We start from the raw sequence: 23357 nt of genomic DNA, 5'->3' as shown, positions 1-23357 counted from the left end.
GGAGATACGTCCATGTCCGAGTCCCTGCTCAGTTCCCGCAACCTGGCCTTCGAACTTTACGAAGTGCTGGACGCCGAAGCCCTGACCCAGCGCGAGCGCTTCGCCGAGCACAGCCGCGAGACCTTCGACGCGGCCATCGACACCGCCCGCAGCATCGCCGAGAAGCTGTTCGCCCCGCATAACCGCAAGAACGACGAGCACGAACCCGAGTTCGTCGACGGCGCGGCGCGGCTGATCCCCGAGGTCAAGCCGGCGGTGGACGCCTTCCTCGCGGCCGGCTTTCTTAACGCCACCCGCGAATTCGAACAGGGCGGCATGCAGCTGCCCAACCTGCTGTCGCAGGCCTGCTTCGCCCACTTCCAATCGGCCAACGCGGCGACCGCCTCCTACCCGTTCCTGACCATGGGCGCGGCCAACCTGATCGAGACCTTCGGCAGCGCCGAGCAAAAGCGGCGCTTTCTGCAACCGATGATCGACGGCCGCTGCTTCGGCACCATGGCCCTGACCGAACCGCACGCCGGCTCCTCGCTGTCGGACATCCGCACCCGCGCCGAACCGGCGGGCGATGGCACTTACCGGCTCAAGGGCAACAAGATCTTCATCTCCGGCGGCGACCACCCATTGAGCGAAAACATCGTGCACATGGTGCTGGCCAAGCTGCCGGACGCACCGCCCGGGGTGAAAGGCATCTCGCTGTTTATCGTGCCCAAGTTTCTGGTCAACGACGACGCCAGCCTGGGCCGACGCAACGACGTGGTGCTGGCCGGGCTGCTGCACAAGATGGGCTGGCGCGGCACCACCTCCACCGCGCTCAACTTTGGTGATAACGCGGGGGGCGACAACGACGGCTGCGTCGGCTACCTGGTGGGCCAACCGCACCAAGGCCTGAGCTACATGTTCCAGATGATGAACGAGGCGCGCATCGGCGTCGGCATGGGCGCGGTGATGCTCGGCTACGCCGGTTACCTGTATTCGCTGGACTACGCCCGCCAGCGCCCGCAAGGCCGCCTGCCGGACGGCAAGGATCCGACCTCGAGCCAGGTGGCGATCATCGAGCACGCCGATGTGCGGCGCATGCTGCTGATCCAGAAGGCCTATGTGGAAGGCGCCTTCGACCTCGGCCTGTATGCCGCGCGGCTGTTCGACGACACCCAGACCCTGGCAAGCGAGGAACAGCGCCAGAGCGCCCTGGAACTGCTGGATCTGCTCACCCCGATCGTCAAATCCTGGCCTTCGGAGTTCTGCCTCAAGGCCAACGAGCTGGCGATCCAGGTTCTCGGCGGCCACGGCTACACCCGCGATTACCCGGTGGAGCAGTACTACCGCGACAACCGCCTGAATCCGATCCATGAAGGCACCCACGGCATCCAATCGCTCGACCTGCTCGGGCGCAAGGTGTCGATGAACGGCGGCGCGGCGCTCAAGCAACTGGTCAAACTGATCCAGCAATGCTGCCAACAGGCCAGCCAATACCAGGCGCTGAATGCCCTGCGCCAACCGCTGGAACAGTTGCTGGCGCGGCTGTCGGCGGTGACCCTGGCGCTGCTGGGCGATTTGCTCGGCGGCCAGGTCAACCAGGGCCTGGCCAACTCGGCGCTGTACCTGAATGCCTTCGGCCATATGGTGATCGGCTGGCGCTGGCTGGAGCAAGCGATCAAGGCCGAACAGGGTTTGGCGGCGGGCAATCCGGCGGATGCCGACTTCTACCGGGGCAAGCTGCAAGCCGCGCGCTACTTCCTGACCTGGGAAGTGCCGAGTTGCCAGCACCACCTGGCCATCCTCGAAGCCCGCGACGACACCTGCCTGGGCATGCAGGACGCCTGGTTCTAGAACCCCCAGGAGGAATCATCCAACGCCTCGCATTCGCGAGGCGTTTTTTTTGACAGCCGGGCAAAGGCAACGGTTAGAATCCGTGGCACGCACCATGCATATCGGTGTGACCGCCTTTCGAACCGGAGTACCTCCTTGGACGCCAGCACCATCAATAATCTGTTCTTGATCGGTGCATTGCTGGTGGCCCTGAGCATTCTGGTCAGCGCCTTCGGCTCGCGCTTCGGCATCCCCATCCTGGTGATCTTCCTCGCCGTCGGCATGCTCGCCGGGGTCGACGGCCCCGGCGGCATCCTCTTCGCCGACTACTCCCTGGCCTACCTGGTCGGCAACCTGGCGCTGGCGGTGATCCTGCTCGACGGCGGCATGCGCACCCGGGTCAAGAGCTTTCGCGTGGCGCTGTGGCCGTCGCTGTCGCTGGCCACCGCCGGGGTGCTGGTCACCGCCGGACTGACCGGCGTCGCCGCCGCCTGGCTGTTCGAGCTAAGCCTGATGGAGGGCCTGCTGATCGGCGCCATCGTCGGCTCCACCGATGCCGCCGCGGTGTTCGGCCTGCTCGGCGGCCGCGGCCTCAACGAGCGGGTCAGCGCCACCCTGGAAATCGAATCCGGCAGCAACGACCCCATGGCGGTGTTCCTCACCGTCACCCTGATCGCCCTGCTGGCCAAGGGCCAAAGCGGTTTCGGCTGGGATCTGCTGAGCCAGCTGCTGTTGCAGTTCGGCCTCGGCGGTCTGTTCGGCCTGGGCGCAGGCTGGCTGCTGCTCAACCTGGTCAATCGCATGAGCCTGGCGGGCGGCCTCTATCCGCTGCTGGTGGTCAGCGGCGGATTGATCATCTTCGCCATCACCAACGCCGTCGGCGGCAGCGGTTTCCTCGCCATCTACCTGTGCGGCCTGCTGCTGGGCAACCGGCCGATCCGCTCGCGCCACGGCATCCTACACATGCTCGACGGCCTGGCCTGGCTCAGCCAGATCGGCATGTTCCTGGTGCTCGGCCTGCTGGTCACCCCCCGCGAGCTGCTGCCCATCGCCCTGCCGGCCCTGGGCCTGGCGCTGTGGATGATCCTGATCGCCCGGCCGTTGTCGATCTACCTCGGCCTGCTGCCGTTTCGCGCCTTCCATGACCGCGAGAAGCTGTTCATCGCCTGGGTCGGCCTGCGCGGCGCGGTGCCGATCATTCTCGCGGTGTTCCCGCTGATGGCCGGCCTGGAGCATGCCCAGCTGTTCTTCAACCTGGCCTTCTTCATCGTCCTGGTCTCGCTGCTGCTGCAGGGCACCAGCCTGCCCTGGGTGGCCAAGTGGCTGCGCGTCACGGTGCCGCCGGAACCGGCGCCGGTGTCGCGCGCCGGCCTGGAGGTGCACCCGACCAGCCAGTGGGAGCTGTTCATCTACCGCCTCGGCGCCGAGAAGTGGTGCATCGGTGCCGCCCTGCGCGAACTGAAGATGCCGGAGGGCACGCGTATCGCCGCCCTGTTTCGCGGCACGGAACTGCTCCACCCTTCCGGCAGCACCCAGCTGGAGGCCGGCGACCTGCTCTGTGTGATTGGCCACGAACACGACCTGCCCGCCCTGGGCAAACTGTTCAGCCAGGCTCCCAAACGTGGCCAGGATCTGCGCTTCTTCGGCGACTTCGTCCTGGAAGGCGATGCCGAACTCGCCGCGGTTGCCGCGCTGTACGGTCTGAAGCTGGAGGGCATCAATGGCCAACAATCGCTCGCGCGCTTTATCGCCCACGAGATCGGCGGTGAACCTGTGATCGGCGACCAGGTCGAATGGCAGAGCCTGATCTGGACAGTGGCGGCAATGGAAGGGAACAAGATCCGTAAAGTCGGCGTCAAATTCCCCGAAGGTAGCCGTCCAGGGTCAGGTCTGTTTCTCTGATCGGCGGCTGCAAACCTGCTGCGCCACCCCTTTCAGCAGCCTGTTAGACTCAATATCTTTTCGAGCCGCACGATCGCGACCATGCCCTCTCTACGCACCTATTTAATCCTAGCCCTACTCGGGTTCTGCCTGAGTGCGGCCCCGAGCCACGCCGTCGAGCCGCCCCAAAGCGCCGACGTGCAGCGCAGCCTGGACGGCCTGGCCGAGCGCAAACTGCCGGAGGCCGAGCAATTGGCGCTCAAGCAAACGCTCGAGCAGACCCTCGGCTTCCTCAATGCACAGGCCGACAGCGAAAAACGCCTGGCCGACCTCAAGCAACAGCTCGAACAGGCGCCACGGCTGATCCATGAAGCACAGCGCGAGCTAACCCGTCTCAAGGCCAGTCAACCCGCCTCGGCCACCCAGCGCCATGCCAATGCAACTGTGCCGCAATTGGAGCAATTGCTCGGCGAGCGTAACAGCCAGCTGAACGACTGGCAGAAGCAGATCGCCGACGCCAACAGCCTGATCATCACCGCGCAAACCCGCCCCGAACGGGCGCAAGCGGAAATCAGCCACAATCAGACGCGCACCCAGGACATTAACAACCTGCTAAAAAACGGCAAGGACGCCGGCAAGGCGCTGACCGGCGAGCGGCGCAACCTGCTCAATGCCGAACTTGCCGCACTCAGTGCGCAAACCCTGCTGCGCCGCCAGGAACTGGCCGGCAACAGCCTGCTGCAGGATTTCGGCGGCAGCCAGCGCGATTTACTCGACGAGCGGATCAAGCGTCTGGAGCAGGAACTGCTCGACCTGCAGTCGCTGATCAACGAAAAACGCCGGGCGCAATCCGAGAAAACCGTCGCCGAACAATCGCTCGAAGCAGAGAAAGCCGGTTCCGGCAAGCTGCTGACCAGCGTCAGCAGCCACAACCTCAAGTTGTCCGACTACCTGCTCAGCGCCACCGAGCGCCTCAACCAGCTGACCCAGCAGAACCTGCAGATCAAGCAGAAGCTCGACAGCCTCAACCAGGCCGACCAGGCCTTGGACGAGCAGATCAGCGTGCTGCAGGGCAGCCTGCTGCTGGCGAAGATCCTCTACCAGCAGAAACAGGCGCTGCCCGCCCTGGAACTCGACAGCAATCTGGCCAACGAGATCGCCGACCTGCGCCTGTACCAGTTCGAGCTCAACCAGCAACGTGAGCGGCTCAGCAATCCCGACGCCTATGTCGACAAACTGCTGGCCAAGCAGCCCGCCGCCGACACCGCCGCTCCGGAGCTGCGCGACACCCTGCTCGAGCTGATCAACTCCCGCCGCGAGCTGCTCGACCGCCTCAACCGCGAACTCAATACGCTGCTCAACGAGTCGATCACCCTGCAGCTCAACCAGAAACAACTGCAGAGCACCGCCGGCACCCTGCGCGCCACCCTGGACGAGCAGATGTTCTGGATCCCCAGCAACAAGCCGCTGAACCTGGACTGGTTCGTCAGCGCGCCGGAACTGTTCCAGCGCCAGATCGCCGACCTGCCCTGGGGCTCCAACCTGCGCGCCCTGGGCGCCGGCCTGGCCGAGCGGCCGCTGCTGTTCCTGCCGCTGCTGCTGCTGATCGGCCTGCTGCTGTGGAAGCGCGGCTTCCTCTACCGCAAGCTGGCCGAGCTGCACCAGGACATCGGCCACTTCAAGCGCGACAGCCAGCTGCACACGCCGATGGCAATCCTGCTCACGGTGCTGCTGGCCCTGCCCGGCACGCTGTTCCTCGCCCTCTCCGGCCTGGCCCTGCAGCTCGACGCCCGCGGGCAGAACCTCTTCCTCGGCGCCGCCCAGCTAGAAATGGCCCAGGCCTGGCTGGTGTTCTACACCGTCTACCGCATCCTCACCCCCGGCGGGGTGGCCGAGCTGCATTTCCGCTGGCCACACGTGCAAGTGAATTTCCTCCACCGACAGATCCGCTACCTCGGCCTGGTGGTGCTGGCCCTGGTGGCGGTGGTCACCGTGGCCGAACACCAGCCCGCCAGCCTGGCCGAAGACGTGATCGGCATCGCCGTGGTGCTGACCTGTTACGGCCTGATGGCCTGGTTGCTGCACAAGCTGCTGCTCAGTGGCCCGGCGCGCGAGCATTCCTCGACCTTCCGCACGCTCATCGGCCTGCTGTTCGGCCTGCTGCCGCTGACCCTGATAGTCGCGGTCGGCTTCGGCTACTACTACACCGCGCTGAAGCTCAGCGACCGCCTGATCAACACCCTCTACCTGCTGATGATCTGGCCGATCGTCGAGGCGGCCTTCGTCCGCGGCCTGGCGGTCGCCGCCCGGCGCCTGGCCTACCAACGCGCCATGGCCAAGCGCCAGGCACTGGCCAAGGAAGGCGCCGAGGGCGGCGAGGCGCTGGTCGAGGAGCCGACCCTGGATATCGAACAGGTCAACCAGCAGTCGCTGCGCCTGATTCGCCTGACCCTGCTCGGCCTGTTCATCGGCGCGCTCTACTGGGTCTGGGCCGACCTGATCTCGGTGTTCGCCTACCTGGACAACATCAGCCTCTACGAATACAGCAGCGGCAGCGGCGAAAGCGCCAGCCTGGTGCCGATCAGCCTCAGCGACGTGCTCGGCGCGCTGATCATCGTCGCCATTACCGTGGCCCTGGCGCGCAACCTGCCCGGCCTGCTCGAAGTACTGGTGTTGTCGCGTCTGCGCCTGGCGCAAGGCAGCGCCTACGCCACCACCACCTTGCTGTCCTATGCGATTGTCGGCATCGGTTTCGTCATTACCCTGTCGACCCTGGGGGTCAGCTGGGACAAGCTGCAGTGGCTGGTGGCGGCGCTCTCGGTCGGCCTCGGCTTCGGTTTGCAGGAGATTTTCGCCAATTTCATTTCCGGCTTGATCATCCTGTTCGAGCGCCCGGTGCGCATCGGCGACGTGGTGACCATCGGCAACCTGTCCGGCACGGTCAGCCGGATTCGCATCCGCGCCACCACCATCACCGATTTCGACCGCAAAGAAATCATCGTGCCGAACAAGACCTTCGTCACCGACCAGTTGATCAACTGGTCGCTGAACGACACCGTCACCCGAGTGATCATCAAGATCGGCGTGGCCTACGAGACCGACCTGCCGCTGGCGCGCCAGTTGATGATGCAGGCCGCCGCGGAGAACCCGCGGGTATTGCGCGACCCCGAGCCGCAACTGTTCTTCCTCACCATCAGCGCCAGCACCTTCGACTACGAGCTGCGCTTTCATGTGCGCGAGCTGGGCGACCGCAACGCGGCGACCGACGAGATCCTCACGCGCATCGCCCTGCTCTTCCGCGAGAACAAGGTGGAGATGGCCTTCAACCAGGTCGAGGTCATGGTGAAAAACCACCAGGGCCAGGAGCTCAACCTGGGCAGCGGGCAGCCCCACAGACTGCAACCGGCACAGCCGTCGTCGCCGCCACAACTGGCACCGGCCGCCCCCGCAGTCGACCCGCAATAAGCAGCGCGCTATGGTCGAGGTCTAGACCATAGCGCGCCCGCCGATCACTCGCCCACTGGAGTGTTGCTTTGAAGTCGCTCACCGATCTGACCTTCGACAATCGCTTCGCCCGTCTCGGCGACGCCTTTTCCACCCCAGTGCTGCCCGAGCCGATTGCCGAACCGCGCCTGGTGGTCGTCAGCCCGGCGGCCATGGCCCTGCTCGACCTCGATCCGGCGGAGGCCGAGCGCGAGGAGTTCGCCCAACTGTTCGCCGGGCACAAGCTGTGGGGCGCGGCCGAACCGCGGGCCATGGTCTATTCCGGCCACCAGTTCGGCAGCTACAACCCGCGCCTGGGCGACGGTCGCGGCCTGCTGCTCGGCGAAGTGGTCAACCAAGCCGGCGAATACTGGGATCTGCACCTCAAGGGCGCCGGGCAGACCCCTTACTCGCGCATGGGCGACGGCCGCGCGGTGCTGCGTTCATCGATCCGCGAGTTCCTCGCCAGCGAACACCTGCATGCCCTCGGCATCCCGACCTCGCGGGCGCTGTGCGTGACCGCCTCGAGCACCCCGGTGTGGCGCGAGAAACAGGAAACCGCGGCCATGCTGCTGCGCCTGTCGCGCAGCCATGTGCGCTTCGGTCACTTCGAGTACTTCTATTACACCCAGCAACACGCACTGCTGAAGCAACTCGGCGAGCATGTCCTGAGCTGCCACTTCCCGGCATGCCGGGAGCAAGCCGAGCCCTACCTGGCCATGTTCCGCGAGGTGGTCGAAGGCAACGCCGAGCTGATCGCCCGCTGGCAAGCCTATGGCTTCTGTCACGGGGTGATGAACAGCGACAACATGTCGATCCTCGGCGTCACCTTCGACTACGGCCCCTACGCCTTTCTCGACGACTTCGACGCCGACTTCATCTGCAACCACTCGGACGACAACGGCCGCTACAGCTTCAGCAATCAGGTGCCGATCGCCCAATGGAACCTCGCCGCCCTCGGCCAGGCGCTGACCCCTTTCGTCGAGATCGATGCGCTGCGCGAGACCCTGGGGTTGTTCCTGCCGCTGTACCAGGCGCACTACCTCGACCTGATGCGCCGCCGCCTCGGCTTGCTGACAGCCGCCGAGGCCGACGAGGCGCTGATCCGGCGCCTGCTGCAGCTGATGCAGGGCAGCGCCGTGGACTACACGAACTTCTTCCGCGAACTGGGCGACAGCGCGCCGCAGCAGGCGCTCGCCCGTTTGCGCGAGGACTTCCGCGATCTGCAAGGCTTCGACACCTGGGCCGCCGACTACCGCGCCCGCGTCGCCAGCGAAACCGACAGCCAGGCGGCGCGGCGCACGCGCATGCAGGCCGTCAACCCCAAGTACATCCTGCGCAATTACCTGGCCCAGCAAGTCATCGACGCGGCCGAACAGGGAGACTACGCTCCGGTGCGCGAACTGCACGCGGTGCTCAGCCGGCCGTTCGACGAGCAACCGGGTTGCGAGCGTTACGCCCAGCGCCCGCCGGAGTGGGGCAAGCACCTGGAGATCAGCTGCTCGTCGTAGCAACGGCGGCAGGCGAGCGCAGCGGCATCAAGGCGGATCTGGCTTCCCGCGCTGGCCTTGTCTTTGAGCTTGCAGTTACGCACCACCCAACAGCCACTCCAGTCCCATCTTCACATGCAACTCGGTACTGTCGAGCAGCGGCAGCGGCGCTGCGACGCCTTCGAGCAGCAGGCCGATCTCGGTGCAGCCGAGAATCGCCACCGCGGCGCCCTGCTCGCGCAGTTGCGCCAGGCAATCCAGGTAAAAGCGCCGGGCACTGGCCTGAAATACCCCTTGGCACAACTCGGCGAAGATCACCCGGTCGATCTCCTCGACCTGTGCCGGAGCAGGAGTCAGCACCTCGATGGCGAAGCGCTCGGCCAGACGCTGGCGATAGAAGTCCTGCTGCACGGTGAAACGTGTGCCGAGCAGCGCCGCACGCTGGACGCCTTGCCGCTGCAGGGCCTGGCCGACGGCATCGCCGATATGCAGCAGGGGGATGTCGACCGCCGCCTCGATGGCCGGCGCCACCTTGTGCATGGTATTGGTCGCCAACAGCAACGCCCCGGCCCCGGCCCGTTCCAACCCCTGCGCGGCGACCGCCAGCTGGCGCCCGGCTTCGGCCCAGTCGCCCTGCTTCTGCAAGGCAGCGATGCCGGCGAAGTCCAGCGAATGCAGCAGCAGGGACGCCGAGTGCAGCCCGCCCAAACGCTCGCGCACGCCCTGATTGAGCAGGCGGTAATAGCTCGCGGTGGACTCCCAGCTCATGCCTCCGACAATGCCTAACGGTTGCATAGGTCAGCTCCTGCATGGAAAAGACGATGTCCCCGTTAACAGGCCCAGGCGTGGGGGGGTACCCGTGCAAGCGGCTTCGGCCGCGAGCTGCGCGGGTAGCTCCGCCCCCAAAGCTCGCCCGCCCTGCACCACGTAACGGGGACATCGCCATGAAAAACCCGAGCCTACCCGGCCAATGACCGACTGAGACAGAGACAGTGCGTGACCAGAGCGGCGGTACAGCCTTATTTGTTAAACCGAAAAGGCATATAAACCTTATCAAACATTCTTAGACTCTCTAAGCCGCAACCCTTATCTTCAGCGCCTCGGGTGACCGCCCTTGAGCACGGCCGCCACCTCACACGAGACTCGTACGCTAAGGACATTCATGTTCTGGGATTCACTCCCCCTGCCCTTGCTGTTTGTCGGCGCCCTGCTGCTCTGGGTGCTGTACGCCTTCGTGCGCGAGAAGTGGAGTCCGGACATAGTCGCGGCCATCGCCGTGGCGGCGCTGTTGATTACTCAACTGCTCGAACCCAAGGAAGTGCTCAGCGTCCTCTCCAACTCGGCGCCGGTGACCATCGCCTGCATGTTCGTGCTGTCTGCCGCCCTGGAGCGCACCGGCTGCATCGACGCCCTGGGCAACTGGCTGGGCGACCTGGTCGGCACCAGCCCGATTCGCGTGCTCACCGGGCTGACGGTCACCGCGCTGGCAATCTCCGCCTTCCTCAACAACACCCCGGTGGTGGCCATCCTCACCCCGGTGGCGATCTCCCTGGCCCGCCGCGCCGGCACCCTGCCGTCCAAACTGCTGATCCCGCTGTCCTACGCCACCATCCTCGGCGGCACCCTGACCATGATCGGCACCTCGACCAACATCCTGGTCGACGGGGTGGCGCGCAAGGCCGGCCTGGCGCCGTTCGGCATCTTCGAGATCACCGGCGCCGGACTGATCCTGGCCACGGTCGGCATGCTTTATCTGCTGACCATCGGCCGCCACCTGCTGCCCGAACGCGACACCCTGTCGCGCCAGCTGCGGCCGAATCTGGATCGCACCTTCATGACCGAGCTGCTGGTGCCGCACGACTCGCCGGTGATCGGCAAGACCCTGGCCGAAGCCAACCTCAATGGCGGCAGCGGCCTGCAGGTGCTCAAGCTGTTTCGTCAGGAACAAGAACTCACCGAGCCGGATCATCACACCCTGCTGGCCAGCGGCGACCGCCTGGTGCTGCACGGCCAGGTGAAGAACGTGGTGGAACTGCGCGAGAGCGGCCACCTGAGCTTCAACCGCGGCGACGCCTTCGAAACCATCAGCAGCCACGACGTGATCCTCGCCGAGGCCATAGTCGGGCGCAACTCGCGCTACAGCCACAGACCCATGCGCGACCTCGACCTGACCGCGCGCTACGGCATCGCCGTGCTCGCCGTGCACCGCCAGGACGAGAACATCCAGGGCAACCTCGACGACTTCGAGCTGCAATTCGGCGACGTCATGCTGGTCGAGGGCACCCCGGCGCAGATCAAGCGTTTCGCCGACAACGGCGAGCTGATCAGCCTCAACGCCGTGCAGGAGCGCGCCTTCCGCCGCGACAAGGCGCCGATCGCGATCATCGCCACCCTGGCGGTGATGCTCCTCGCCGCCTTCGGCCTGATGCCGATCGAGGGGCTGGCGATCATCGGCGCGGTGAGCGTGCTGGCGACCCGCTGCCTGGACGTGGAAGACGCCTACAAGGCGGTGGACTGGAAGATCCTCAGCCTGATCTTCGGCATGCTGGCGATCAGCATCGCCATGGACAAGGTCGGCCTGGTCAGGCTGCTGGTGGAGAACGTCATGGGCCTGCTGCCCTGGGCCGGGCCGCTGCTGATGCTGTCGTTCATCTACCTGTTCACCTCGATCCTCACCGAGATGCTGTCGAACAACGCCGTGGCGGTGCTGGTCACCCCGATCGCCATCGGCATGGCCCAGCACCTGGGGGTCGACCCGCGCGCCTTCGTGGTCGCGGTGATGTTCGCCGCCAGCGCCAGCTTCGCCACGCCCATCGGTTACCAGACCAACACCTTCGTCTACAACGCCGGCGGTTACCGCTTCAGCGACTTCATGAAAGTCGGCATCCCGCTCAACCTGCTGCTCTGGCTGGTGGCCAGCTTGGTGATTCCCTGGTTCTGGCCGCTGACGCCGCTGTGAGCCATTGCGCGACACAAGGTCAACGCCATTGCGCCTAATCGCGCGGGTTTTATTGCCGCAAATCATTGACCAGGCTTGCCTTCCCTCCCCATGCTGCGACTCTTTCAATCTGCCCGAAGGAAAGCTCGCATGAAACTGGAAACCCTGGCCATCCACGCCGGCTACAGCCCCGACCCGACCACCAGGGCGGTGGCGGTGCCGATCTACCAGACCACCTCCTACGCCTTCGACGACACCCAGCACGGCGCCGACCTGTTCGACCTCAAGGTCGCCGGCAACATCTACACGCGGATCATGAACCCCACCACCGACGTGCTGGAAAAGCGCGTGGCGGCCCTGGAAAACGGAGTCGGCGCGCTGGCCGTGGCCTCCGGCATGGCGGCCATCACCTACGCCATCCAGACCATCGCCGAAGTCGGCGACAATATCGTTTCGGTGGCCAAGCTGTATGGCGGCACCTACAACCTGTTCGCCCACACCCTGCCGCGCCAGGGCATCGAAGTGCGCTTCGCCGCCCATGACGACATTGCCGCCCTGGAAGCGCTGATCGACGATAAAACCAAGGCCGTATTCTGCGAGTCCATCGGCAACCCGGCCGGCAACATCATCGACCTGCAAGCGCTGGCCGACGCGGCCCACCGCCATGGCGTACCGCTGATCGTCGACAACACCGTGGCCACGCCGATGCTCTGCCGCCCCTTCGAACACGGCGCCGACATCGTCGTGCACTCGCTGACCAAGTACATGGGCGGCCACGGCACCAGCATCGGCGGCATCGTGGTCGACTCCGGCAACTTCCCCTGGGCGCAGCACCAGCAGCGCTTCGCACTGCTCAATACCCCGGACGCCTCCTACCACGGCGTGACCTACACCGAAGCCTTCGGCCCGGCCGCCTTCATCGGCCGCTGCCGGGTGGTGCCGCTGCGCAACATGGGCGCGGCGATCTCGCCGTTCAATTCCTTCCTGATCCTGCAAGGCCTGGAAACCCTGGCCCTGCGCATGCAGCGTCACTGCGACAACGCGCTCAAGGTGGCCGAATACCTGCAGAATCACCCGCAGGTGGCCTGGGTCAAGTACGCCGGCCTGAGCGATCACCCCGAGCATGGCCTGGCGCAAAAATACTGCCAGGGCAAACCGGCCTCGATCCTCTCCTTCGGCATCGTCGGCGGCTTCGATGCCGGGGCGCGCTTTATCGACGCGCTCAAGCTGGTGGTGCGCCTGGTCAATATCGGCGACGCCAAGTCGCTGGCCTGCCATCCGGCTTCCACCACCCACCGCCAGCTCAACGACGAGGAACTGGCCAAGGCCGGCGTGCCGCGCGACATGATCCGCCTGTCGATCGGCATCGAGCACAGCGACGACATTCTGGCCGACCTGCAACAGGCCCTGCAGGCCGCCGGGGCTTGAGCCCCACCCTCCTGGCTCGGCCTTGATAATTCGGCCTGCCGGCTCCAGATAAGGGCTATCCCGTCTCTGGAGCCGCCCATGTCCAATCCGCTGCTGATCCCTTGCCCGAGCTGCAACGGCCTCAATCGTATCCCCGCCGAGCGTCTCGCCGAGGCGCCGCGCTGCGGGCGCTGCAAGGCGCAAGTCCTGCCGGGCACCCCGATCGAACTGACTCAGGCCAGCTTCGCCAGCCAGCTCAAGGGCGACTTGCCGCTGCTGGTGGATGTCTGGGCCGATTGGTGCGGCCCCTGCAAGGCCTTCGCCCCAACCTTCGACCAGGCCGCCAAGCAGCTGCAGGAACGCTGTCGCCTGGGCAAACTGGATAGCGAAGCCAGCCCGCAACTGTCCGCGCAACTGGGCATTCGTTCGATTCCCAGCCTGATCCTGTTCAAGGGCGGCCGTGAAATCGCGCGTCAGAGCGGTGCCCTGCCACTGCCACAATTGCTGGCCTGGCTACATGGCCAAGGCATCTGAGCGAAAGGGTCAATCACGCTGACGGTTGCGGTCAATTGCAAGCCGCCAGCCACGCCTTAGGCTGGCAAGTCAAACCCATGAGGCTCGACGCCATGCCCCTACCTGCCGACATTGCCCGCCAGCTCACCGAAGAACAGATCGCCTTCGTCAAACGCAGCGGCCTCAGGGCCGAAGTGCTCGAACCGGGGCATGTGCGCCTGTGCATGCCGCTGGCCGGCAACCAGAACCATATCGGCAGCATGTACGCCGGCGCGCTTTTTACCCTGGCGGAGATTCCCGGCGGCGCGCTGTTTCTCACCAGCTTCGACAGCCAGCGTTTCTACCCGGTGATCAAGGAAATGAACCTGCGCTTCCGCCGTCCGGCCATGGGCGATATTCAGGTCGAGGCGCGACTCGATGCCGGGCAGATCGAGCGGCTGCAGAGCGAGGCGCATTCCCAGGGCAAGGCCGACTACCTGCTGCAATTGCAGCTGACCGACGCCAGTGGCGAAGTGGTGGCCGAGAGCCGCGGCCTCTATCAATTGCGCGCACGCTGACGCCTGGCCTTGCCTTAGATCAAAAGAACGGCTATTGCTTGAAGGATAATAAATCGCCGACATCCATCGGCCGGAGATTTACCCCATGTTCACCCACATCCTCATTGCCCATGACTTGCGCGACACCGCCGATATAGCGCTGTGCCGTGCCACCCAGCTGGCCCGGCAGCACAATGCCAAGCTGACGGTACTGCACGTACTCGACCCCACCCAGGGCAGCCAGGCGCATGAACAGGCCCATCAGGCCCTGGATCGCAGCCTGACCCGCTACGCCCCGCCGAGCAGCGAGCTGCGCTTGATCGGCGGCAAACCTGCCGAGACGGTGCTGCAGCAAGTGCAGGAGCTGGGTTGCGACCTCCTGGTTCTGGGCGCCCACCATCAACGCCACGACTTCTTCTCCGGCACCAGCCTGGATCGTATCGCCAGGAACTGCAGCGTGCCGCTGCTGCTGGTGGCGCGCAACGACTCCCAGCCCTACCAGCGCGCCTTGGCCGCCATCGATTTCTCTCTCTGCGCCTGCAGCGCCCTGGAGCAGGCCTACCGCCTGCTGCCGGCAACGGCCGAGCTGCATGCGCTGCATGTGTTCGAACCGGACAAGGGCACGGCCAAGCAAGTCGAGGCGCAACTGCAGATCCAGCACGCCTTGATCGATCAGCTGCTGCAGGACGAGGCGCAGACCCTCCCCGCCGACGGCCCGACCCTGACCCATGCGGTGCAACAGGGCGGCATCCTGCGCAGCCTGCAAGAACAACTGAAAACCCGCCGTAGTGAGCTGCTGGTGCTCGGCAGCCATGGCCGCAGCGCCCTGTCCCAGGCATTGCTCGGCAGCCTGGCCCAGCACTTCCTGCACAAGGCCCCCTGCGACATTCTGGTCGTGCGCTAAGCCAGCGCCAGCCGCACCAACCACAAAGGCGCCACTGGCGCCTTTGTGGTTACTCAAGCCCGCCTAATCGGCCAGGTTGAGCCAGTCGTGCAGTTCGACGAACTGCCGGGTCAACTTGTGCCGTGCATCCAGATAGATCAGCGGCGTGCAGGCTTGGTGCGATTCACGCATGCGCACCGAACTCATCAGGTTCACCGGCAATACCGGCAGGCCCTCCGCGACCAGCTCATCGAGCAACTGCTGCGGCAAGGCCGCGCGGGGCTGAAACTGATTGACCACTATGCCTTCCACTTCCAGCCCTTCGTTGTGGTCTTCCTTGAGCTCCTCAATCTCGCGCAACAGGCCGTACAGGGCCTGACGCGAGAAACTGTCACAGTCGAAGGGGATCAATACCCGGTCGGCGGCGATCAATGCGGAAACCGTGTAGAAGTTCAACGCCGGCGGCGTATCCAGGTAGATCCGATCGTAATCCCCGGCCAGTTCATCGAGCAGTTTGCGCAGCTTGTTGATCTTGTGTTTCGACTCGAGCTTGGGCTGCAGGTCGGCCAGTTCGGCCGTCGCCGTGACCACATGCAAGTTGTCGAACGGCGTCTCGTAGATGTCGACCCGGCCTTTCTTGGCAAAAGGGCCGCTGCTCAGGCTGAGCTTGAAGAACTCGGCGATACCCATGGGGATCTCAGCGCCCGTCAGGCCGGTGAGGTAGTGGGTGGAGTTGGCCTGGGAATCCAGATCGACCAACAACGTGCGATAGCCCTGCGAGGCGCTCACGGCCGCCAGGTTGCAGGCAATGCTGGACTTGCCCACCCCGCCCTTCTGATTGAACACCACACGCCGCATCGCACACCTCCCTGATTCCGAATGGTCTTGGATTCTATGCAAAGCGCGTGACAAGGGCGAGGCTTTCGGTCATCCAATGACTCTTACGCCCCCGAATAACGCCACAACAGCCGGCTACAGGATCGTCACAGCGACCCTGCTCGTTTACTCGCCGTGATACTGCGCCGACAACTCGTGCACCGCCTCGAGGAAGGCGCCGGCATGGGCCGGGTCGACTTCCGGGGTGATGCCGTGGCCGAGGTTGAACACATGGCCCGTGCCCTGGCCGTAGCTGGCGAGGATGCGCGCCACTTCGGCGCGGATCGCCGCCGGCTGGGCATAGAGTACGGTCGGATCCATATTGCCTTGCAGGGCCACCTGAGCGCCCACGCGGCGACGCGCCTCGCCGATGTCGCAGCTCCAGTCCAGACCGAGGGCGTCGGCGCCGGTCGCCGCCATGGACTCCAGCCACAGGCCGCCGTTCTTGGTGAACAGGATCACCGGCACCTTGCGCCCGTCGTGCTCGCGGATCAGGCCGTCGACGATCTTCTGCATGTAGGCCAGGGAGAATTCCTGATAGGCCGCCGAGGACAGGTTGCCGCCCCAGGTATCGAAGATTTGCACTGCCTGGGCGCCGGCGAGGATCTGCCCGTTGAGGTAGCCGACGACCGACTGCGCCAGCTTGTCGAGCAGCGTGTGCATGGCCTGCGGGTTGTCGTAGAGCATGGCCTTGGACTTGCGGAAGTCCTTCGACGAGCCGCCCTCGACCATGTAGGTGGCGAGGGTCCAGGGGCTGCCGGAGAAGCCGATCAGCGGCACCCGGCCGTTCAGCTCGCGGCGGATGGTGCGCACGGCGTCCATCACGTAGCCGAGGTCTTGTTCCGGGTCGGGAATCGGCAGAGCCTCGACATCGGCGGCAGTGCTGATCACTTTCTTGAAGCGCGGACCTTCGCCGGTCTCGAAGTACAGGCCCTGACCCATGGCATGGGGGATGGTCAGGATGTCGGAGAAGAGGATCGCCGCGTCCAGCTGCGGGTAGCGATCCAGCGGTTGCAGGGTGACTTCGCAGGCGAACTCGGGGTTCATCATCAGCTTCATGAAGTCACCGGCCTTGGCCCGACTGGCGCGGTACTCCGGCAGATAACGGCCGGCCTGGCGCATCATCCACACCGGGGTGACGTCGACGGGCTGCTTGAGCAGGGCACGCAGGAAACGATCGTTCTTCAGGGCGGTCATGGCAATTCCCGTGCAATAAGTCGTCAGCATAAAAGTGCCGGCATTTTCGCAGACCCCCAAACAAAAGGCACGGCGGGTGCCGTGCCTTTTTTCCATTGCGACAATTTGCCTCGGCAGAGCGCGACGTCGGATGGGTTGAGCGCAGCGCTAGCCATCAACCGTTGCGATGGGTTACGCCTACGGCTAAGCCATCCTAGGCATCACACCTCGAGGTAATCCAGGATGCCTTCGGCGGCGTTGCGCCCCTCGAAGATCGCCGTCACCACCAGATCGGAACCGCGCACCATGTCGCCACCGGCGAAGATCTTCGGGTTGCGGGTCTGATGCTTGAACTGCGACTGTTCCGGGGCGATCACGCGGCCCTGGCCATCGGTCTCGATCTGAAAATCGCTGAACCAAGGTGCCGGGCTCGGGCGGAAGCCGAAGGCGATCAGCACCGCGTCGGCCGGGATGATCTCCTCGGAACCGGGAATCGGCTCGGGGCTGCGGCGACCGCGGGCATCCGGCTCGCCGAGGCGAGTCTCGACCACCTTGACCCCTTCGACCCGATCCTCGCCAACGATGGCGATGGGCTGGCGGTTGAAGAGGAACTTAACCCCCTCTTCCTTGGCGTTCTTCACTTCCTTGCGCGAGCCCGGCATGTTCTCTTCGTCGCGACGATAGGCACAGGTGACGCTCTTGGCGCCCTGGCGAATCGAGGTGCGGTTGCAGTCCATGGCGGTGTCGCCGCCGCCGAGCACGACGATGCGCTTGCCCTTGGTGTCGATGAAGTCTTGCGCATCCTTCTCGAAGCCGAGGTTGCGGTTGACGTTGGCAATCAGGAAATCCAGGGCGTCGTACACGCCGGGCAGGTCTTCGCCGGGGAAGCCGCCTTTCATGTAGGTGTAGGTACCCATGCCCATGAACACGGCATCGTACTCATCGAGCAACTGCTGCATGCTCACGTCTTTGCCGATCTCGGTGTTCAGGCGGAACTCGATGCCCATGCCAGTGAAGACATCGCGGCGATGGCTCAGCACGGTCTTTTCCAACTTGAACTCGGGAATGCCGAACGTCAGCAGGCCGCCGATTTCCGGGTTCTTATCGAACACCACCGCAGCCACGCCGTTGCGCGCCAGCACGTCGGCGCAACCCAGGCCCGCCGGACCGGCACCGATCACGGCGACGCGCTTGCCGGTCGGGACGACCCGCGACATATCCGGACGCCAGCCCATGGCAAAGGCGGTGTCGGTGATGTACTTCTCCACCGAGCCGATGGTCACCGCACCAAAGCCGTCGTTGAGGGTGCAGGCCCCCTCGCACAGACGATCCTGCGGGCATACGCGACCGCAAACTTCCGGCAATGTATTGGTCTGGTGCGACAACTCGGCGGCGGCGAGGATGTTGCCCTCGGACACCAGCTTCAGCCAATTGGGAATGTAGTTGTGCACCGGGCACTTCCACTCGCAATAGGGGTTACCGCAACCCAGGCAGCGATGCGCTTGCTCGCAGGCCTGGGCCGGCTTGAAGTTGTCGTAGATCTCGACGAATTCTTTCTTGCGCTGACGCAACAGCTTCTTCTTCGGGTCTTTGCGCCCGACATCGATGAACTGGAAGTCGTTATTCAGACGTTCAGTCATAGCAAACCTCTTTACAGCAGCCGCAAGCCACAAGCTGCAAGCTGCAAGACTCATCACGGTAGCAGGCAAGCCTCGCGCTGCTATTAGCGTGAGGCTTGCCGCTTGAAACTGCGTTACTGCGGGTTGGCGCGGGTGCTGGAGAGCAGCGACTTCAGGCTTGCGGCCTTGGGCTTGACCAGCCAGAACTTGCGCAGGTAGTCATCCAGGTTCTCCAGCAGGTGGGCGCCCCACTCGCTGGCGGTCTCCTGCACATACTCGGCGAGCACACGTTGCAGATGGCTGCGGTAGGCCTCCATGGCCTCGTTGTTGATCCGCTGGATCTCCACCAGTTCATGATTGACCCGGTCGTAGAAACTGTTGTCCAGGTCGAGCACATAGGCAAAGCCGCCGGTCATGCCGGAACCGAAGTTGTAGCCGGTCTTGCCCAGTACGCAGACGAAGCCGCCGGTCATGTACTCGCAGCAATGATCGCCAGTGCCCTCGACCACGGCATGCGCACCGGAGTTGCGCACGGCGAAACGTTCGCCTGCGGTGCCGGCAGCGAGCAGTTTGCCGCCCGTGGCGCCGTACAGGCAGGTGTTGCCGATGATGGCGCTGTCCTGGGTCTTGAACGGGCTGCCTTGGGGCGGAACTATGATCAGCTTGCCGCCGGTCATGCCCTTGCCGACATAGTCGTTGGCATCGCCTTGCAGGTACAGATTCAGGCCACCGGCATTCCACACGCCGAAGCTCTGCCCGGCAGTGCCCTTGAAGCGGAAGGTGATCGGCGCCTTGGCCATGCCCTGGTTGCCATGCACCCGGGCGATTTCGCCGGAGACGCGGGCACCGATGGAACGGTCGCAGTTGCAGATATCCAGTTCGAACTCGGCACCGCTGGCGGCATCGATTGCCGGCTTGGCCAGCTCAACCATCTGCTCGGCCAGCAGACCCTGATCGAACGGCGGGTTGCGCTCGACCATGCAGAACTGCGGTTTGTCGGCCGGGATATGTTCGCTGCCGAGCAGCGGGCTGATATCCAGGTGATTCTGCTTGGCGCTTTCGCCCGGCAGTATCTCCAACAGGTCGGTTCGCCCGATCAGCTCTTCCAGGCTGCGCACGCCCAGCTTGGCCAGCCACTCGCGGGTCTCTTCGGCGACGTAGGTGAAGAAGTTCATCACCATCTCGACGGTGCCGATGAAGTGATCCTTGCGCAGTTTGTCGTTCTGCGTGGCGATGCCAGTGGCGCAGTTGTTGAGGTGACAGATACGCAGGTACTTGCAGCCCAGGGCGATCATCGGCGCGGTGCCGAAACCGAAGCTCTCGGCGCCGAGGATGGCGGCCTTGACCACATCCAGGCCGGTCTTCAGGCCGCCGTCGGTCTGCACCCGCACCTTGCCGCGCAGGTCGTTGCCGCGCAAAGTCTGGTGGGTTTCCGCCAGGCCCAGCTCCCAGGGCGCGCCGGCGTACTTGATCGAGCTCAGCGGCGATGCGCCGGTGCCGCCATCGTAGCCGGAGATGGTGATCAGGTCGGCGTAGGCCTTGGCCACGCCGGCGGCGATGGTGCCGACACCGGCTTCCGCCACCAATTTGACCGAGACCAGCGCGGCCGGATTGACCTGTTTGAGGTCATAGATCAGCTGCGCCAGATCTTCGATGGAATAGATGTCGTGGTGCGGCGGCGGCGAAATCAGGGTCACCCCAGGTACGGCGTAACGCAGCCGCGCGATCAGGCCGTTGACCTTGCCGCCGGGCAGCTGGCCGCCCTCTCCGGGCTTGGCGCCCTGGGCCACCTTGATCTGCAGCACTTCGGCGTTGACCAGGTATTCCGGGGTCACGCCGAAGCGGCCGGTGGCCACCTGCTTGATCTTCGAACTGCGCACCGTGCCGTAACGGGCCGGGTCTTCGCCGCCTTCGCCGGAGTTGGAGCGCGCACCGAGGCGGTTCATCGCCTCGGCAATGGCTTCGTGAGCTTCCGGCGACAGCGCGCCGAGGGAAATACCGGCGGAGTCGAAGCGCTTGAAGATGGCCTCCAGCGGCTCGACCTGGTCGAGGCCCAGCGGTTGCTCGGCCAGTTTCAGCTTGAGCAGATCGCGCAGCATCGACACCGGCCGGGTGTCGACCAGGCTGCTGTATTCCTTGTACTTCTCGTAACTGCCTTGCTGCACGGCGACTTGCAGGGTACTGACCACGTCCGGGTTGTAGGCGTGGAACTCGCCGCCATAGACGAACTTGAGCAAACCGCCCTGCTGAATCGGCTTGCGATTGTTCCAGGCCTCGGCCGCGAGCAATTTCTGCTCGGCTTCGAGGTCGACGAAACGCGCGCCCTTGATCCGGCTGGCCACACCACGGAAGCACAGCTCGGTGACTTCATCGGCCAGACCGACCGCTTCGAACAGCTGCGCGCCGCGGTAGGAGGCAACGGTCGAGATGCCCATCTTCGACAGGATCTTCAGCAGCCCCTTGGAGATGCCCTTGCGGTAGTACTTGAACACTTCGTACAGGTCGCCCAGCACCTCACCGGTACGGATCAGGTCGCCCAGCACTTCGTAGGCCAGGAACGGGTAGACCGCCGAGGCACCGAAGCCGAGCAGCACCGCATAGTGGTGCGAGTCACGCGCGGTCGCGGTCTCGACCAGGATGTTGCAATCGCAACGCAGGCCCTTCTCGGTCAGGCGATGGTGCACGGCACCGGTCACCAGCGCGGCATGCGCCGGCAGCTTGCCGGGGCCGATATGGCGGTCGCTCAGCACCAGCAGCACCTTGCCGGCGCGCACGGCTTCCTCGGCCTGGTCGGCCATGTTGCGCACGGCCGCTTCGAGACCGATCGACTCGTCGTAGTTCATGTCGATCAACTGGCGCTCGAAGCCCGGGCGCTCCAAAGTCATCAACGTGCGCCACTTGGCCGGGGAGATCACCGGCGAGCTGAGGATCACCCGCGAAGCATGCTCCGGCGACTCCTGGAAGATGTTGCGCTCGGCACCGAGGCAGATCTCCAAGGACATGACGATGGCTTCGCGCAGCGGATCGATCGGCGGATTGGTGACCTGGGCGAACTGTTGACGGAAATAGTCGTAGGGCGAACGCACGCGCTGCGACAACACCGCCATAGGCGTGTCGTCGCCCATGGAACCGACCGCTTCCTGGCCTTGCTCGGCCAACGGGCGCAGCACCTGGTCACGCTCCTCGAAGGTGACCTGGTACATCTTCATGTATTGCTTGAGCTGGTCGACGTCATAGAACGCCGAGCCATGGTCGTTGTCTTCCATGGTCGCCTGGATACGCAAGGCGTTCTTGCGCAACCACTGCTTGTAGGGGTGACGCGACTTCAGGCGGTTGTCGATATCGTCGGTACCGAGTACCTGGCCGGTTTCGGTGTCCACCGCAAGGATCTGCCCCGGACCGACGCGCCCCTTGGCGATCACGTCCTCGGGCTGGTAGTCCCACACGCCGATTTCCGAAGCCAGGGTGATGTAACCATTGCGGGTGGTGACCCAGCGCGCCGGGCGCAGGCCGTTGCGGTCGAGCAGGCAGACGGCATAACGCCCATCGGTCAGCACCACTCCCGCCGGACCGTCCCAGGGCTCCATGTGCATGGAGTTGTATTCGTAGAACGCGCGCAGGTCGGCGTCCATGGTCTCGACGTTCTGCCAGGCGGGCGGAATGATCATGCGCACGCCGCGGAACAGGTCGATGCCCCCGGTGACCATCAGTTCGAGCATGTTGTCCATACTCGAGGAGTCGGAACCGACGCGATTGACCAGCGGGCCGAGCTCTTCCAGATCGAAGATCTGGTCGTTGGCGAACTTCAACCGACGCGCCTGGGCCCAGTTGCGATTGCCGGTGATGGTATTGATCTCGCCGTTGTGGGCGAGGAACCGGAACGGTTGCGCCAGCGGCCACTTCGGCAGGGTGTTGGTCGAGAAACGCTGGTGGAACACGCAAATGGCGGTCTGCAGGCGCTCGTCACCCAGATCCGGGTAGAACTGCTGCAGGTCGGCCGGCATCATCAGGCCTTTGTAGATGATGGTCTTGGGTGAAAAGCTGCAGATGTAGTGATCGCTGTCCGCGGCGTTGCTCACCGACGAACGCCGGCGGGCGCTGAACAGCTTGATCGCAAACTCCTGATCGGCGAGCCCCTCGCCGCTGATGAACACCTGCTCGATCTGCGGTAGACGCTCCAGGGCCAGACGGCCAAGCACGCTGGTGTCGATCGGCACTTTGCGCCAGCCAACCAGGGTCAAGCCGGCAGCCAGAATCTCGCGGTTCATGTTCACGCGCGCAGCTTCGGCTTTTACCGGATCCTGATTGAAGAACACCATGCCCACCGCGTACTGCTTGGGCAGCTCGACAGCGAAGTGCTGCAGGGCCATGGCGCGCAGAAAGGCATCGGGCTTCTGAATCAACAGACCACAACCATCACCCGTCTTGCCGTCGGCGTTGATCCCGCCGCGATGGGTCATGCATGTCAGCGCTTCAATAGCGGTCTGCAGCAGGTGATGGCTCGCCTCGCCTTGCATATGGGCGATCAGGCCGAAGCCGCAGTTATCCTTGAACTCATCAGGACGGTACAAACCTGCTTTCATAGGGACTCTCACCAGGCTGCCTCTCAACGAGGCAAATTGCTTTCTAATTCAGACACTTACCGTGCAAGCAGGGCATAGCCCCAGCTGAGCGCAGGCAAAAGGGAGGTTATTGTACATATCCACCAAGGTCGTCACAAATCCATGTGACGAACCACCGAAAACT

14 protein-coding genes are annotated in these 23357 nt (G+C 64.5%); 9 read left to right on the top strand and 5 right to left on the bottom strand.

Annotated features, from left to right (window positions below; genetic code table 11):
* The first annotated feature begins 12 nt into the window (after positions 1-12).
* From P8H27_RS05785 to selO, 4 genes are all read left to right on the top strand, one after another.
* On the top strand, positions 13-1830 hold the full coding sequence (locus tag P8H27_RS05785; protein ID WP_289635763.1) for an acyl-CoA dehydrogenase: 1818 nt from the start codon (positions 13-15) through the stop codon (positions 1828-1830).
* A 135-nt stretch (positions 1831-1965) separates the two neighbouring features.
* Complete coding sequence (locus P8H27_RS05780) at positions 1966-3711, top strand: potassium/proton antiporter (protein ID WP_289635762.1); 1746 nt, start codon at positions 1966-1968, stop codon at positions 3709-3711.
* Between the two features lie 81 nt (positions 3712-3792).
* A complete protein-coding gene (gene mscK / locus P8H27_RS05775; RefSeq protein ID WP_289635761.1) occupies positions 3793-7155 on the top strand; it encodes a mechanosensitive channel MscK in 3363 nt (1120 codons plus the stop codon).
* Between the two features lie 68 nt (positions 7156-7223).
* Complete coding sequence (gene selO, locus P8H27_RS05770; RefSeq protein ID WP_289635760.1) at positions 7224-8684, top strand: protein adenylyltransferase SelO; 1461 nt, start codon at positions 7224-7226, stop codon at positions 8682-8684.
* 75 nt (positions 8685-8759) lie between these two features.
* On the opposite strand, the gene P8H27_RS05765 is transcribed toward selO, so the two are convergent.
* The gene (locus P8H27_RS05765) at positions 8760-9458 is read right to left on the bottom strand and encodes an aspartate/glutamate racemase family protein (protein WP_289635759.1); all 699 of its coding nucleotides are present in this window, start codon (positions 9456-9458) and stop codon (positions 8760-8762) included.
* Between the two features lie 367 nt (positions 9459-9825).
* Between P8H27_RS05765 and P8H27_RS05760 the strand changes: the two genes are divergently transcribed.
* From P8H27_RS05760 to P8H27_RS05740, 5 genes are all read left to right on the top strand, one after another.
* On the top strand, positions 9826-11622 hold the full coding sequence (locus P8H27_RS05760) for an SLC13 family permease (protein ID WP_289635758.1): 1797 nt from the start codon (positions 9826-9828) through the stop codon (positions 11620-11622).
* Between the two features lie 129 nt (positions 11623-11751).
* Positions 11752-13029: a bifunctional O-acetylhomoserine aminocarboxypropyltransferase/cysteine synthase gene (locus P8H27_RS05755; protein ID WP_289635757.1), complete on the top strand. Its 1278-nt coding sequence runs from the start codon at positions 11752-11754 to the stop codon at positions 13027-13029.
* Between the two features lie 78 nt (positions 13030-13107).
* Entirely contained in the window at positions 13108-13542 is a 435-nt protein-coding gene (gene trxC, locus P8H27_RS05750) for a thioredoxin TrxC (protein WP_289635756.1), read from the top strand.
* A 92-nt stretch (positions 13543-13634) separates the two neighbouring features.
* Positions 13635-14078 (top strand): YiiD C-terminal domain-containing protein, encoded by a 444-nt coding sequence (locus P8H27_RS05745; RefSeq protein ID WP_289635755.1) that lies wholly within the window; start codon positions 13635-13637, stop codon positions 14076-14078.
* A gap of 85 nt (positions 14079-14163) precedes the next feature.
* On the top strand, positions 14164-14961 hold the full coding sequence (locus P8H27_RS05740; RefSeq protein WP_289635754.1) for a universal stress protein: 798 nt from the start codon (positions 14164-14166) through the stop codon (positions 14959-14961).
* A 63-nt stretch (positions 14962-15024) separates the two neighbouring features.
* Here the strand turns inward: P8H27_RS05740 and P8H27_RS05735 are convergent, their stop codons facing one another.
* The 4 genes from P8H27_RS05735 to gltB form a co-directional block, all read right to left on the bottom strand.
* Positions 15025-15798, bottom strand: a complete 774-nt coding sequence (locus tag P8H27_RS05735; RefSeq protein WP_289635753.1) for a ParA family protein — start codon at positions 15796-15798, stop codon at positions 15025-15027.
* Between the two features lie 144 nt (positions 15799-15942).
* A complete protein-coding gene (gene hemE, locus P8H27_RS05730) occupies positions 15943-17013 on the bottom strand; it encodes a uroporphyrinogen decarboxylase (protein ID WP_289635752.1) in 1071 nt (356 codons plus the stop codon).
* A gap of 200 nt (positions 17014-17213) precedes the next feature.
* Positions 17214-18632, bottom strand: coding sequence for an FAD-dependent oxidoreductase (locus P8H27_RS05725; protein ID WP_289635751.1), 1419 nt, complete (start codon positions 18630-18632; stop codon positions 17214-17216).
* Between the two features lie 113 nt (positions 18633-18745).
* Positions 18746-23194 (bottom strand): glutamate synthase large subunit, encoded by a 4449-nt coding sequence (gene gltB / locus P8H27_RS05720; RefSeq protein ID WP_289635750.1) that lies wholly within the window; start codon positions 23192-23194, stop codon positions 18746-18748.
* Positions 23195-23357 lie beyond the last annotated feature (163 nt).

This window comes from Pseudomonas sp. sp1636, assembly GCF_030376615.1.
Lineage (GTDB): Bacteria > Pseudomonadota > Gammaproteobacteria > Pseudomonadales > Pseudomonadaceae > Aquipseudomonas.
This window is presented reverse-complemented; position numbering and strand designations above follow the sequence as displayed.

Excerpts from the sequence above, each read along its gene's own strand:
- P8H27_RS05765 (WP_289635759.1), bottom strand. The coding sequence starts at position 9,458 with ATGCAACCGTTAGGCATTGTCGGAGGCATGAGCTGGGAGTCCACCGCG.
- mscK (WP_289635761.1), top strand. The coding sequence starts at position 3,793 with ATGCCCTCTCTACGCACCTATTTAATCCTAGCCCTACTCGGGTTCTGC.
- trxC (WP_289635756.1), top strand. The coding sequence starts at position 13,108 with ATGTCCAATCCGCTGCTGATCCCTTGCCCGAGCTGCAACGGCCTCAAT.
- P8H27_RS05740 (WP_289635754.1), top strand. The coding sequence starts at position 14,164 with ATGTTCACCCACATCCTCATTGCCCATGACTTGCGCGACACCGCCGAT.
- P8H27_RS05755 (WP_289635757.1), top strand. The coding sequence starts at position 11,752 with ATGAAACTGGAAACCCTGGCCATCCACGCCGGCTACAGCCCCGACCCG.
- P8H27_RS05745 (WP_289635755.1), top strand. The coding sequence starts at position 13,635 with ATGCCCCTACCTGCCGACATTGCCCGCCAGCTCACCGAAGAACAGATC.
- hemE (WP_289635752.1), bottom strand. The coding sequence starts at position 17,013 with ATGACCGCCCTGAAGAACGATCGTTTCCTGCGTGCCCTGCTCAAGCAG.
- P8H27_RS05725 (WP_289635751.1), bottom strand. The coding sequence starts at position 18,632 with ATGACTGAACGTCTGAATAACGACTTCCAGTTCATCGATGTCGGGCGC.
- gltB (WP_289635750.1), bottom strand. The coding sequence starts at position 23,194 with ATGAAAGCAGGTTTGTACCGTCCTGATGAGTTCAAGGATAACTGCGGC.
- P8H27_RS05735 (WP_289635753.1), bottom strand. The coding sequence starts at position 15,798 with ATGCGGCGTGTGGTGTTCAATCAGAAGGGCGGGGTGGGCAAGTCCAGC.
- P8H27_RS05760 (WP_289635758.1), top strand. The coding sequence starts at position 9,826 with ATGTTCTGGGATTCACTCCCCCTGCCCTTGCTGTTTGTCGGCGCCCTG.
- P8H27_RS05785 (WP_289635763.1), top strand. The coding sequence starts at position 13 with ATGTCCGAGTCCCTGCTCAGTTCCCGCAACCTGGCCTTCGAACTTTAC.